Origin of the sequence: Ruminococcus albus 7 = DSM 20455, from assembly GCF_000179635.2 — a bacterium.
GTDB classification, from domain to species: Bacteria; Bacillota; Clostridia; order Oscillospirales; family Ruminococcaceae; genus Hominimerdicola; species Hominimerdicola alba.
Genome location: NC_014833.1, coordinates 962,823 through 978,292, shown reverse-complemented (window position 1 = coordinate 978,292; position 15,470 = coordinate 962,823). Strand labels below are relative to the sequence as shown.

Genomic DNA, 15,470 nt, shown 5'->3' with positions numbered 1-15,470 from the left:
TTGTCGGGTTATGATCGGTATCGAATCAGATCTCTCCGATCTCGTCATTGCCATCATCACGCTGCTTATCGATAATGGCTGCCAGTGCACGGATAGTCTGGTTCTGAAAAATCTGCTTGAGACTCAGGGTAATGCTGAATTGCTTCTGTATCTCGTTGATGCACCGGATCGCTTTTAGCGAATCACCGCCAAGCATAAAGAAAGTGTCCTCTGTACTTATATTCTCCTGATCCAGACACTTTTTCCAGATCTCCTGCAAAAGCTGTTCAGTCTCATTCTCAGGGGCTGTCATTCTCTGCTCCTGCGGTTCTTCTATCACCTCCAGAAGTTTAGCCAGCTGCTTGCGATCCACCTTGCCATTACTGCTCACAGGATAGTTTTCAAATACCTTGTAATAGCGCGGTACCATATAATCCGGCAGAAGTGTTCCCGCAAGTGTGCGTAGCTTCTCCACATCAGTATGCCTGTGGATTCCCTGATAGCTTGCAGATATTATATGTGTCTCACCGACAGGCAATATTCCTTCGATACGGAACCCATGCCGTTCAAGTACAGAGCACCACTGCGTATCGTTCAGGAAAAGCTGACGATCCGGTTCCTCTGTTTCATAGATACCGATCACATTCCGTACAAACCTGCGTATCTGTACCTGTTCGATCATAATAAGCATTCCGCCTGTTTTCAATGATCCGCTGACATTATCCATGACCTTGTCAAGATTACAGCGTCTGTGAAGTGTATTGTTTGCTAAAATAACATCGGCAAGCAGATCATTTTCTCCGATCTCACAGATCTGTTCAATATCCTTTTCAAGCAGATGCAAATGGTCGTGTTCTGTAATGAGCTTTTCTGCCTGCTTCAGGAATGTGTCTGATTCATCCATGTAGGTATACTCAGCATGATACGTTTCAACCAACGGATACAGTTTTTCCAGCAGAGGTTGTACTCGTGTACCAAGTTCGAGTATCTGAAGCGGCTGCTTTGCCTCCCTGCACCATTCTGTCACAAGTTCATTTACTGCTGAAGCTGCTTTTCCGTCATACACCGCATATTTTCCGAATACCTTTGGTGTCAGTCCGCCGTCATCTTCAAGATAGAATGAGATCGCTTCCTTGTGTCCTTTCAGTACATCGCTGTACGCAGTCTGATATTTTTCAAGCCTTTCACGGATCTCACCGAGCCACATACGATACTGATCATTACGCAGTTCGTTCCCCGATGCCTGATCTTTATAATATTCAAACGGATCCTGTTTCCAGATGTAACCATCGCCCTGCTGTTCCAGCAATCCGTCAGCACAGAGATATTCACACCACTGCTCTGTCATATGTACATATTCCGGAGCAATGCTCTGACGTATACTATGCGCATCAAATGTTCCTCTTCCGATAAAAGAAAGAACGAGCTCCATCGAAACCGCATCCATCGCCTGATGGAATATCTGTATCTGATCGATGTCCTCCTTAGGAATGACCGTTTTTTCAAAGAAATCTTGTCTGATAGGAAGTACTGTTGTACTGTTTTCATCAGGAAGCATTAAGGATCTCTTTCCGTTTTCATCCAGTATAAGATGACAGCCTAACTGTCTGGAATTGTTCTGTTCAACAACCGTCACAACAGCATTCCTTATCCCTTCGATACGTTCAAGAACGTTCTCGATCTCTCCTAGTTCGATACGGTATCCGCCTATCTTTACCTGATGATCGCTTCTTCCAAGAAATTCTATCTCTCCGCCGGGCAGGTAACGTCCCATATCTCCCGTATCATACAGCCGCTCTCCCGTCACAGGATTGGCAACAAATTTTTCACGGGTCTTCTCAGCTTGTTTCCAATAGCCGCGTGCAAGTCCAAGTCCGCCGATGTACAGCTTTCCGGGTACAAGCACAGGACGATCCTGCATACAATCATCCAAAACATAGAATCTCTGATTCGTCAGCGGTCTGCCATAAGGGATGCTCCTCATTTCGCCGCAGATTCCATGTGTTACATAATAATTCGACCAGATCGATGCTTCTGTTGCGCCACCCAGACTAATGATATCCATATCACCCCATAGTTTTCGCATTCTGTCAGGCAGAGTAGGCGCGATCCAGTCTCCGCTCAGCAGAACCTTTTGCAGCCCGCAGTGAAACGGAGCTGTATTCTCAGCATATGTCACCAGCATCTCCATATACATCGGAACAGTGTTCCAGACAGTCACTCCAAGATCTTCGATCAGGTGTATCCAATGCTTAGGTTCTTTTCTTTTTTCGGCATCCGGAACAACGATAGTTCCACCGACCTGAAACATTCCAAAAATATCATACACTGAAAGATCGAAATTCAGATTTGAAAGAGCGATCGTGCTGTCCTGAGCGATGATACTGAACCTTCGATTTACGTCCAGGATCGTATTTACTGCGCCTCTGTGCGTGATCTCTACACCCTTGGGTGTTCCTGTCGTTCCTGATGTGCAGATGACATAGGCAAGATCATCAGGTGATACGTGTACCGTCGCTTCTATCTTACTGCTGCTGTCTGCCAGATCCACATCAATGGTCAGATACCGTGTGGTATCCCATTTCCGTACGGCAGACGACTGCGTAAGAACGACTGTAACTTCTCCCATCTCCAAAAGTTCCTGTATGCGTTCGGACGGGAAGTTGATATCTATCGGATAGTAGGCAGCACCGCTTTTATGTGCTGCAACCGCTGCAGCGATCTGTTCCCAGCCCTTGTCCATAACAACAGCGACCAGTGTATTCGGCTTCACACCGTTGTTGATCAGTGTTTCAGCGATACACGATGATATCTTATCTATTTCACCGTAGGTAAGATCCCGATCCGTTGTACGTATCGCAATACGTTTTTCTCCGTCAGGCAGATTCTGTGCAAACAGATCCAACAACGTCAGTTCTGAAACAGGTGCATCGGTACAATTTGCAAGCTGACGTTCCTCCATATAAGGAATGTGAAGATAATCGCGTTTTTTATCCCATATCTCATCATCCTTTGCAAGTTCTTCTAGTAGTTGTACATAAGTATTAAACATATCTTCGATCATGCCGTTCGTAAACAGTTTTTCGACATAATCCCATGATAGTATCAGTTCATTTTCATCATCCATCACTTGATGATCCAGCCACACCTGCGGTGTCTGCGAGGAATTATACACACGACGTCCAAGTGCGTGTTCACGGGTAACTTTTCCCGCAAATCCCAATGCGCTTGTAAATACGATCGGCATACTTTCCTTGCCGACTATCTCGTTTCTTCTGGCATATTCCCTCAAGACATCCACACCGCTGTAATAGGGATGTGAAAGATCTTCTGCCAGTTTCTTCTGGGTTTCCTGCATAAATTCTGTAATGGAAAGTTCAGGTCTGCAGTCAATATCTGCCAGCACCAGCGAAGTAAAATCTCCAACCACCTGATGTATCTCATCACTGAACGGAATACGATTGAATCTGGTCAGATTAAGGGTAAAATGTCTGGTTTTGCTCCAGCCTGCCAGCACTGCCCCATAAGCAGACAGCAGCACAGCTGTCGGTGTAATATCCAGAGCAGCAGCCTTGCTTCGCAAACGCTCGTACTGTGCAGCACTCAAACGTGCTTCAATATGTGAAAGCCGCTCCCCTGCAATTCTATCGGATCCCTGCACAACAGGCAGTTCGGGAGCAGGCAGCATAGTTTCTGCACGTTGCATCCAGTACTCTCTGTCTGCCTCATATTCCTTACCGCGTTTCCAATTTCGCATCGTTTCAAGATAATCGCGGAATGTTATAGATTCACGGGTCACAGGGCGTTCAGGTTCACGGTAAAATGTTCCCAGCTCATCCAGAAGTATAGCAATACTGTAACCATCGTAGATTATATTGTTAAAGCACATCATAAGACGCATAGTACTTTCAGATATTCTGACCAGATGCATCTTGAACAGCGGCCAAACACTTTCATCAAAAACAGGATGTGACATCTCCTCACGGAGTTGTTCGGGTGTCTGACCCGAGACCGTCAGATCCGTGACGGGTATCGTATATTCAGGTACGGTTGCCAGTACCTGCTGCATTGCCTCGCCTTTGATCAATACAGTGCGCATCATATCATGTCGGTAAATGAGTTTTCTGAGTGCCTGCTGCAGGCGGTCAGGTTCCAATATGCCGGTTTCTAGCTCATAATAGAACACAGTACTGATGCCGCTTAGTGCATAGTCACCTGTTTTCCCGAGCCAGTACGCGGTCTGAATATCCGACAATTCAAATTTCTCAAAACGTTTCTTTTCTTCATGCTCCACCTTGGGAAGATGTTCCGGACGCTGTGCAGCACTCTTCTGCATCTTTTCGATCCCTTCCGCTTGAAGACGTATCGTTTTCCACTCAAACATCTTTTCAAGAGGTATAGCAATATCAATCTTTTTTCTGAGCCGCATACAAAGAGATGTCGCAGTCAGTGAATCGCCGCCCAGTTCAAAGAACGACGTATTCCTATCCACCCTTCCGATCTGCAGAATAGCTATCCATTCCTCTGCAATTTCTGACTCCATTCCCGGATGAGGCAATTCCAGCTTCCGTTCTTCACCGATCGCTGTTTCCATAGATCTCAGAGCCTTGACATCGACCTTTCCGTTCCTGTTCAGCGGCAATTCCGATACGGTCACAAAGCGGTTCGGTATCATATAATGTGGTATTTTTTTCTGAAGATAAGAACGTAATTCAGCTTCATCGGGTGTATCATCAGGATTTTCAGGACAAATAAATACCGTCAGACTCTGACCTGCATTTCTGGTGATCACAACAGCTTTGGCTTCACGGATCCCTTTATAGCGGCTGAGATGCTGTTCTATCTCGCCAAGTTCGATCCTGTAGCCGTTAAGTTTTACCTGATCGTCATTTCTGCCAAGAAATTCGATAGTTCCGTCTGCCCAGTAACGTCCAAAGTCACCTGTTCTATACCAGCGTTCACCCTGATCGTATATAAAACGTTCTGCTGTGAGTTTTTCATCTCCTACATATCCAATAGCCAGACCAATGCCGCCGATCAGTAATTCTCCCTTTTTATAAGGAGGGCAATCGTGCATTTTTTCATCAACTACACGGTATTTCTGATACTTTAGAGCACTTCCATAAGGAATAGACCGCCAGCCTGAAGGGATCGGAAGCTTAACATCGAAGAAATTCGACCATATAGCAGCTTCTGTTGCTCCGCCAAGTGATACTACTTTCGCATTCGGCGCAACCTTCTGCAAGCGTTCGGGAAGATCAACAGCTATCCAGTCACCGGACATAAGAATATGCCGCAGACTATCCAGAGGACGATCCTGCTCTTTGGTAACAATACAGAGCATTTCCACAAAAGCAGGTACAGAATTCCAGAACGTAACACCAAAGCGTGTCACTGTCTGATGCCAGAACAATGCATCTTTTTTATGTGCATCATCAAGTATGACCAGACCTGCTCCAGCACTCAATGTCCCGAAGATATCGTATACAGAAAGATCGAAATCCACTGCCGAAACAGCAAGTACCCTGTCATTCTTCTCTATACCATATTGTTCATTGATCGTACGGATCGTATTTACAGCACTGCGATGGCTGATCTCCACTCCTTTGGGATTACCTGTAGAACCGGAGGTAAAAATAATATATGCCGAACTGTCGGGAGAAGAGTGTTTCCAGTCTGCGATCTCTTCGGCAGGTTCGATATTATCGGTGATCAGAGCCTGCACCTTGTCGCTGATATTATCCTTGCAGATCTCTGACGTAAGCGCATACTGTATTGAAGCCTTCTCAAAAATATACGCCTGCCTATCATGGGGATATTCCGGATTTACAGGAACATAACAGTTTCCTGATGCAACTATGCCAAGTATCGCAATTATCTGACGTATACCACGCGGCATCATGACCGCGATCTTTTCTCCGCAGAATCCCCGCTCCTGCAGTTCGTGTGCGATACCGAGAGCCGCTTTTGCTGCCTGTCCATAGGACAGTTCCTCACCTGTTACAGCATTGATAAGTGCTGGCAGATCGGGATCGTTTACGGCTGTTTCAAAAAATCCTTCATGTATCTCATAGTCGCTGTAGATATTTGCATCCTGTGGGATGTCCACCTGCAGCAGATCATGCCTTCTGCACAGTATCTCACTGTTCCAGTCGCATTCAGCTGCTTTCTCCAGGAATGCCGTCAGATCTGCAAACATCAGATCCAGGAATTCCGGATCAAATAATTCACGTACACTATCCCATTTCAGCAGCAGTGAACCGTGATCCTCATACATCTGAAAATCGAGCCATACCTGAGGTGTCTGAGAGATGATATAATTCCACGTTCCAAGGGTCGTTTCAACAATATGATCTGTAAGTGATGTTTCAATATTGCAGGCAAATACTACAGGTGCAACAGGCATTTCCTGACCGTATTTCCTATTCAGTTCTCGAATTATCTCTACACCTGAGTATGCGGGATGTTCCATGATCTCATAGAAATCTGCTGCTGTTCTTCTGACAGTTTCCGCAAAACTCTCACCATCCTTCTTATGAAAAGGCAGCAAGCTCAGTCTTGTAAAATCTGCAACAACATCCTCGATACCACTGATCTCGGTATTACGATTAAAAGTCGGGATATTGATCAGAAAATCAGGCTGTTCCGAATAGTTAGCTATACCTAACCCGTAGACACAAAGCAATACCATCGAAGGCGTCACACCGTACTTCGATGCCTGAGCTTTAAGGCACTTCCATACTTTTTCCGGAAGTTTGTGTTTTCTCGCTGTAAAATAGGCATCCTTGACCGATGACGGCTCTTTTGCAAGCGGAAGCACCGGTGCCAGAGGCATAGTATCAATCTTCTGCATCCAGTAATTGCGGTCATTTTCCAATGCACTTCGATTTTGCTCTGCTTCCTTACGGAGATACGTTCCAAAATGAAAGTCAGATATGGTATTTATCGGTTCACGGTATAGTCTGCCAAGATCATTCAGAATGATCTGGAAAGAATGCACATCCGCCACAAGCAGATCAACATCAAAGAAAATACGATGTCTGTTATTGTGAAGGAGTGCTATACCAAGACCCGCAACTTCACCAAGTTCTATCCTGAACTGTCTGTGACTGAGACCTGAACGGATCGAAATCAATTCCTGCTCTGCCTGATCAGGATCACAATCACGAAGATCATATATAGTAATATCCTTATTGTATGGCTCAGACATATACTGCTGGGTACCGTCATCTAAAAATCTCACCCTCAGCATCGGATGCCGCATCAACAGCAGTGACCATGCCTTTGCCAGACGCTGCGTGTCGATATCCGTACCATCCAGTTCGACATAACAATGACACCCAAATCCCCCAAGGATCTGATGTTTTTGTCTGCCTGCCCAGTATGCATACTGCACTTGTGTAAGAGGAAACGGAGCGGACGGATCATTTACCTCGGAAGATGCAGACTGTAGAGACTGATCTGCCGATGAGGTATCTGACTCAAAGTTAAGATAGCTTCTCCAGGCACTCCAAAACGGATCAGAGATAAGCTTTGCAAATGATACTTTTGAACCTGCTTTGCGCCAGATGCTGTTAAGCTTCATGATACTCAGCGAATCCAGTCCTGCTTCTATGAGGTTTGTGTCGTCAGTTATCTCTGTATGCGCAGGCAACAGATCCAACAGATATTGTTTGGCTTCAAGTTCTTTCATTTATGTCCTCCACTGCCATTTTCTTTAATTCTGCGCGATTGGTTTTTCCCATATTGGTAAGAGGTATCCTGTCCAAAAAGCGGATATAGTCAGGATATTTGTATCTTGCAAGTCTTCTGGACTTTAAAAATTCATACACCTCTGCAAAAGATACTTCACGGCTGCATTTCAGAAAAGCAAAGCTTTTCTGACCGAACTGTTCGTCAGGGACAGGGACAACGATCGCTTCCTGTACAGCTTCATGCTCCAGCAGAAGTTCCTCGATCTCCGTGGGCATTACCTTTTCTCCTCCGCGGTTGATCTGATCAGTAATACGACCGTCCACCAGCAGGTTCCCTTCTTTAGTGATACACGCCTTGTCACCTGTACGGAAAAATCCGTCCTCAGTAAAAATATCCGATTGGAATTCAGGGCATCCGTAATAGCCGCGTATAGTGTAAGGCCCTTTCATAAGAAGCTGTCCGAATTCACCATCTTCAACATCCTGCTCCTGCTCATCAACAATTCGTATCTCATCGCCTTCACTCAACGGTTTGCCCTGGCAGGTGGTGATTATATCCTCCGTATCATCGGGAGATGTAAAAGTGATCAGCCCCTCAGCGATGCCAAACACCTGCTGTAAGGTACAATTAAAAGCAGGTCTGACTTTTCTTGCTATCGAATCGAGAAGCTTTGCACCTCCCACCTGGATCAGTCGCAGCGATCCCAGATCATAGGAATCTTCCCATTCCAGTGCTTCCAGCCAGGTCTGAAGGACAGCCGGTACAGCTGCGGTGATAGTTACCTTCTCCTCCTCTATCAGCGGAAAAACTTCGTCAAAGCTCGATGTTTTGGCGATAACTACTTTGCCGCCTACAGAAAGGGTTCCCAGTACACCCGGCATTCCCCACGGGAAATTATGCTCGATCGGAAGTGTCACCAGATAGACACTGTCCGAATCCAGCCAGCTTTTCTCTGCAGCCATACGGAAATTATACGCATAGTCACAATGCGTCCTGGGGATCAGTTTAGGGGTATTTGTTGTTCCACCTGATAACAGCAGAAATGCTGTATCCCTGTAGCAAGGTCCGTCAGAGGAAAGTGTTGTCACATCAGCGAGCTTTGCTGTGTTTTGCAGTTCATCCGCAACATAGTATCTTATCTGCTGATCAGAACGCTCTTTCAGGATTCGTTCTGCCATAGCTGTATAATCAAAGCCCAAAAAAGTTCTCGCAGTTATGTATGCCTTCGGAGAAGCCGCATTAAAAATACCTGTTATCTCTTTTTCACGGTGCGCCGGCAAAACAAAGATAGGAACTGCACCTATCCGGAACAAGCCGAACACCATTTCCACAAACGCTGCGCAATTAGGAAGCTGTACCGCAACAGTATCTCCTTCGTGTATACCGTCTGCCGCAAATGCTGCAGCATACTGCAGTGCGTGGTCATACAATTGCTGATAGCTGATACGGATATCTTCATCCACCAATGCACATCTATCTGCATAGCTGTTTTTCCACTCCTCAAGTCTGTCCCAGAGGGTCTTCTTTTCCCAATAGCCTGCTGCTTCATAATCTTTAACCATTAATGACCTCCTCCGATCATAGGAACCTTGTTTATCAAATATATCAGGAAGGCTGGATCCGCTTTGTACGGATAACAGCCACAATGTACAGGAGTGCCGAAAGTCCCAGCACCAAAGCCATATCCGGGATACCTGCTGCTATAGAACCAGTTTCCTGGATCGACTCTATCCCGTGTGCGATCCATCGCTGCGGCATAAATGCACCAACTGCCTTCATCGCCTTCGGCATAAATTCATACGGAAACAGAACGCCCGAAAACAGTGACATAGGCAAGATCACAAATGATGCCAGCGGCCAGAGTGAATCCTCTTTCTTGACCAGTGTCGATGCAAAAAGATAAAGTGTGACCGATAATACATTAGCCGTAAACAATACCAGCAGGAATCCGATCGAATGCCTCATACCGAAATCAAATCGGAATAACAGACCTGCCAGATAATATACTACCGATCCGATCATCATAAAGAACAGATAGACCATTGCCATACCGCCGAGGTAGACGCCTGTTGTGGTCTTGCTCAAAAGAATACGGTCACGCATACGACGGTTGCGCTCCTGAATAATAAGGGCTGCCAGCAGATTCGCAGACGTCAGCGTCTTGAAGATCATGAATCCCAGAGAATTAGCAACTGTCATGCCCTTCTTTTTAACAGAATTGACTTCTGTCAAACTGCTGTCAGGATTTTCTTCACGTGCCTGCTCCACACAAAGCGTCACAGAACGTTCGACTTCGGAATTTCCAAGGCTCATTATCTCTACCTGTGGATCATCAGCATCAGTACCCTCACGTATAACCACCGCCAGTTCAATATTAGAGGAAAGCAGTTTTTCTGCAGCATCCTCCAACTTAACGTTCTGAAATTCTACACCCTCCAGACGTTTTACAGATTCCTCTATCGCAGCGCTCGCCGCACCGCCGTCTGTATTTATGACAGCGATATTGTGCGCTGTGGAATACGGCAGCAGAAAGGACATCAGCAGAAAGATCATGACCGGCTGAATCGTAATAAGATAGATAAACTCCTTATTCTTCCGAAAGATCAGCACAGTATTACGGATAATATTTTTCATGCCGTCTTTCCCTCCTTTTTCACTGTTTTAGCAACAGGTGTACTTACATTGACCGATAACTTAGCTGTGAATATTGCATACACGATCAGAAGCAGAGCTGTCAGACCCAGAAGCACACTAATCGTAATACCGAATTTGCTGTTAACAACACCGTTGTACAGGTAGGTCATAGATTGGTTAGTCCAGTAAAGCGGACTGATCTTAACAATATAACCAAGGATCGGCATATTCTCAAGAAGATACAACGGAGTGATAGCTCCGCCCAGATATCCGCAGAGCATGGTTGTCATCATGACAGTACTCTGACACATGGATTTGTTAGGTGCAAAACTACCCACTACTGCTCCGAATGTTGAACTGAGTGTCACCAGGCAAAGCAATACCAGCAGTATCAGCGGCAGCTTATCCCCCCAATCTACTTTAAGCACAAGATTAGAAAAGACAAACGCAGAAAGGATCTGCCCAGCTCCACACAGGATACCGGTCAGGATCTTGACAACAACAACAATTCTGACACCTGCTTTGGACATCCTTATCCTTGTGAGCGTACCAAGTTCTTTTTCGTCAAAGACAGAATGTCCGACAAGAACACCCATGAAAAGTATTGAAAACGTCAGTGCCGCAAAAGTGTAATACACTTTTGAATCCAGATGACTGCCTTCAATCACAGTACGTTTGATAGACGGAGCGTTTCCCGATGTTGTTTCTACAGATGTCACACCGTCCCTGGCAAGCTCCGTGAACAAAGTCCTTACCAGTTGTCCGCCCTGAGGTTCATTGAACGATGAACGGAAATAGGAGAACGACTCACTGCCGATCGTGATCAGACCATAAGCTTTGCTTGATTCCACATCCTTCTTCGCCTGCTCAGCATCTGTCACTTCCGTAAACGAAACACCAGTCTGTTCCGTGATCTTTTTGGAAATCGCATCAAATCGGCTGTTCATCTGATCCGTGGCACCATCCTGCAAGTAAAACACCTGACCATTTTTAAATGTGCCATAATCCCCCTTGATATAGTCACCGAGTGCAAAGCTGAATATCGAGATCAGCAGGATCGGAAGGAGGATCATAAATACGAGATTTCCTTTATTAGTAAAGAATACTTTTATTTCTTTTTTCCATAACAGCCAGAACATATTACATCGCCTACCTTATTTCTGATCTCTGAGTTCCTTGCCCGTCAGCATAAGGAATATCTCTTCCAGTGACGGTTCTTCATTCGTGATATGTTCAATTTCCAGACCGCTGCGTATCGCAGCATCGATCACCTTATTGAGAACAACAGTCTTTTTATCATGGCGGATCTTGCAGTTCCAGCCATCAGGATCGGTCTGGTGGATCCCATCGATCTGAGAAGCTTCAGCAACAAACGCATCCATATCTCCTTTACCCTCAGCAAAGGAAAGATTCATCATCTGATCTGTTCCCATACGGTTCATTATTTCTTCTTTGGTTCCTGTTGCTACCAGTGCGCCATGATCAATGACCGTGATACGATTACAGATCTCCTCGATCTCAGGCATATAATGCGTCGTATAAAGAATAGTTGCACCTTGTTCATTCAGCGTGCGGACATTTTCAAGTATACGGTTTCTAGACTGAGGATCAATGCCGACTGTCGGTTCATCCATTATGATCAGTTTCGGACTGTGTGCAATACCGCACGCCATATTCAGACGTCTTTTCATGCCCCCCGAAAACTCGCCTGATTTTTTATCCTTGACATCTGTAAGCCCTACAAAATCCAAAGCCTTTGTAACACGTTCTTCCAGTTCTTTACCCTTGAATCCGTAAAGTGAACAGAAAAAACGAATATTTTCGGTAGGAGTAAGATCGGGATAGATCGCCAGATCCTGCGGTACATATCCTATATTCTTTCCCCATTTACGAATAGATTCTCCACCTGCAAATGTCACAGATCCTTCCTCATACCCCAATAATCCAAGTATACAGTTGATCGTTGTACTTTTTCCGGCACCATTCGGTCCAAGTATACCGTGAACATCCTTCTCCTGGATAGTAAGATCCAGCCCGTTGACAGCTGTCATATCCTTGAATTCTTTTTTTAGATGATCAATTTTCAGAATTTCCATGATTCGTCCCTTCCAATTCTTTCAGAATTTGCAGAAAATAAGTTTCATCGTCCGTGACCCAGAAATGCCGTCCCTCAAAACTCCTGATCGAGAATTTGCCTGTTGTCATGGCACTCCAGTGTTCCATGATATCCGGAGTCGCTCCTTTGTCTTCCAAAGCTGAATGTGCCACAATAGGAATATGCAGCTTCTCACCATGATAAATGAGCGTATCGTTCAATTCGTAGTCCTTGCGTATCCGCGGGATCAGAATATCCATCAGTTCCTTGTTTTCAAGGACATCATCCGGTGTTCCCCCGTACATCCGCATCTCCTTTATCAAAGCATCATCGCTCATCCAGCTTTTGAACTCTCCTTCGTTTTCTGTATCGGGTGCCTGTCTTCCGGCAACGATAAGACACGAAGGCTGTTTTCCGTAATTTTTTGTCATGCGGTCTGCCACATAGAATCCGATCGCCGCACCCATACTATGTCCGAACAGCGTGTACTTTCCATTTTCCACAACTGCATCTACCGCAGCGCAAAGCGGTTCCAACAAGTCCTTTATATCAGTTACAAATGCTTCGCCTGTTCTCGTTCCCTTTCCGGGCAGCTCGGCACAGAGAACATTAAAACCATGCGGCTCAAGCGTCCACTGCCTGAAAACAGAAGCACTCCCTCCTGCATAGTGAAAGCAGATCAGTTTCTCCCTGTGATCGTCTGTAATGTCGTATGTAGAAAACGGAAACCATTTTTTTATGTTTTGATCCATTGAACCGATATCCACTCCTTTTTGGCTATAGATTTGGTTAGTATTAACTAACTAGCGCATCTGCTGAACCTACGACACAAGCGGCTCAATGGCAGAGATCAAAAACCTCATATTTTACCCCCACATACCGTGACCGAGTGATACATTTCCATACAGCATCTTTTGTCAGTTTCCTGTCCCGACCATGAGATCCACCAAGCCGAGCCGCATTTCAGAATGTCAGTTAGACTTAACTAACTCTAACACATGATAAATCAACGGTAATAATTATACTATATTTCACAGCGTCTGTCAATAGTTTTTTTGTCAGCATAATGAACAAATTATAATTCGGTGTAAACCTCCATTCTACGTCTTTCCTCTGAAAACACAGGTTATCAATGATAAGTGGTGATCCATGTTCCTTTCATCGTATCGTATCAGCACTTTAATGATACCTTGCAGATATATTGATTTATCGCATCTAATAAAATAGCAATATACAACAAAATCACACTCTGTTCATTGAGTTCCGACAGTTAAAACGCCAAACAAGAACGTATTTTATTGACTTCGATAACGCGATGTGATAAGATATAAAAATGTAATAGATTTGATTGTATTTATGAAACGGAGGAAACAAACATGAAAAACAGCTTTGATAAGAAACTGGCTGTACTTCTTGCAGCGGCTATGACTATAAGTCTTTCAGCCTGCTCAAATTCAGACGATGATAAGGACGATAACAGCGACAAGTCTGCTGTGACCACCACCGAAAAAGCAACTTCCAACGACGGTGAGAACGAGACCACTGCTCCCGAAGATTCTGATTCTGAGGCAGAGACAGAACCTCCAAAGGAGCTTGAACCTGAAGATCCACCCGCAGAATATGAGATAAAGAGCCCTGTTCTCGAGAAGGCAAACGAGTTCGATCTCGGAAAGCTCAATTTCTACAACAATACCTGCATATACACTGGTGACAGCAACGATAACATCGATGTTTACGATATCAATGGCAAAAAGCTGCTGGGCGGCGGCGTAAAGCTGGTAACACAGCTCAAATATACTGAGGATGTATATACCTTCACCAAATTTGAGGGCGATATGACATACGAAGGTCTTATGGATGCAGACGGAAATGAGATACTTTCCATAGATGAACACGTAGGTACTTTTGAATCCATCAACAAACGTTTTGTAAAGGCATATATCCCCGAAGGTGCTACCACCAACGAAGACGAGGCTATATACTACGTTACACCAAACCAGTTCAGCATAACACCCGGCAATAACGATACATTCTACAAGGGCACCGTAAAGATATACGACCTTGAGAACAAGAAGTTCCTTGAAAACACCGCTTGCACTTTCGATCCCAGGGTTACCGTGTACGGCGATATCATAAGCTTCTACGATGCAGACAACAACACCGTATATGTAAATGCAGATGATGAGGTGCTGGAATTTGACTCAGACTTCGTTCCCGTAGGTGAAGACTTCCTTATCGGTTCCAAGGACGGCAAATACGTTGTAGCAGATCACAGCATGAATGAGATAATTGCCACCGACTATAATGTAAACAATCTTGATAATAGTGACTATTACTACATCATCAGGGATTATGAGAACTCAAAATCCGGCATAATGAGCGAAAAAGGCAGAACTATCATCGAGCCTAAGTACGATCAGATATATAATCTCAGTGAAGGATACTTCCAGTACAACACAGGTGAAAACTACGGTATCCTGAAGGCTGACGGCACCGAGCTTACTCCTGCAGACTATCACATTATCAGCGAGCCCGTACCCGGATTCTTCACCTGCCGTACCAAGGACAATGTTAGCTCCCTTGTTGACAGGACAGGTAAGGTACTGTACACCGAATCCGGTGATGACAGTCTGTACACCTTAGATACTCCCTATTATCTCAGCAACGGCGAATACAACTATCTTATACTCGGTACAGGTGAATTCTCCCTGAAGCTGAAAAATTCGGGAACATATCTTGGAAAAAATATGCTTTACGTATACCAGGATCATGTTGTATACGATCTGGTAACAGGCGAAAAGCTGTTCGAGGATATCGACAAAGCATCAATGGCTTACGGACGTCTTTGCATAGTAAAGGACGGAAAGGTCACTGTATACAACGTAAAGTAATAGATGGTAAAATCAGAGCGTTCGGCACACTGTAATGGCAGTGCCGGACGCTCTTTTTGTGGTGTATTTAAACTGTCTTAAATGCATTATCTGGGTGATCTATGCCAAGTTGAAATTAAGCTGAAATAGGAAAAAAATCAACAATTGTTACAATCCGAAGCTGTTGCACCTTTATC

Annotated in this window: 7 protein-coding genes; 1 reads left to right on the top strand and 6 read right to left on the bottom strand. The window is 44.9% G+C overall.

Going from position 1 to position 15,470, the window contains the following annotated elements:
• Positions 1-25: 25 nt before the first annotated feature.
• From RUMAL_RS04445 to RUMAL_RS04420, 6 genes are read right to left on the bottom strand one after another with little or no spacing between them, the layout of a single operon-like run.
• Positions 26-7,672, bottom strand: a complete 7,647-nt coding sequence (locus RUMAL_RS04445) for a non-ribosomal peptide synthetase (RefSeq protein ID WP_013497575.1) — start codon at positions 7,670-7,672, stop codon at positions 26-28.
• A complete protein-coding gene (locus RUMAL_RS04440) occupies positions 7,659-9,236 on the bottom strand; it encodes a (2,3-dihydroxybenzoyl)adenylate synthase (protein WP_013497574.1) in 1,578 nt (525 codons plus the stop codon). The genes RUMAL_RS04445 and RUMAL_RS04440 overlap by 14 nt, the downstream gene beginning before the upstream one ends.
• 43 nt (positions 9,237-9,279) lie before the next feature.
• Entirely contained in the window at positions 9,280-10,308 is a 1,029-nt protein-coding gene (locus RUMAL_RS04435) for an ABC transporter permease (protein WP_013497573.1), read from the bottom strand.
• The gene (locus RUMAL_RS04430) at positions 10,305-11,447 is read right to left on the bottom strand and encodes an ABC transporter permease (protein ID WP_013497572.1); all 1,143 of its coding nucleotides are present in this window, start codon (positions 11,445-11,447) and stop codon (positions 10,305-10,307) included. The genes RUMAL_RS04435 and RUMAL_RS04430 overlap by 4 nt, the downstream gene beginning before the upstream one ends.
• 15 nt (positions 11,448-11,462) lie before the next feature.
• Entirely contained in the window at positions 11,463-12,404 is a 942-nt protein-coding gene (locus RUMAL_RS04425; protein WP_013497571.1) for an ABC transporter ATP-binding protein, read from the bottom strand.
• Positions 12,385-13,155 (bottom strand): thioesterase II family protein, encoded by a 771-nt coding sequence (locus RUMAL_RS04420; RefSeq protein ID WP_013497570.1) that lies wholly within the window; start codon positions 13,153-13,155, stop codon positions 12,385-12,387. Before RUMAL_RS04420 ends, RUMAL_RS04425 begins: the two co-directional genes overlap by 20 nt.
• A 624-nt stretch (positions 13,156-13,779) precedes the next feature.
• On the opposite strand from RUMAL_RS04420, the gene RUMAL_RS04415 reads away from it, so the two are divergent.
• The gene (locus tag RUMAL_RS04415) at positions 13,780-15,294 is read left to right on the top strand and encodes a WG repeat-containing protein (protein WP_013497569.1); all 1,515 of its coding nucleotides are present in this window, start codon (positions 13,780-13,782) and stop codon (positions 15,292-15,294) included.
• Positions 15,295-15,470 lie beyond the last annotated feature (176 nt).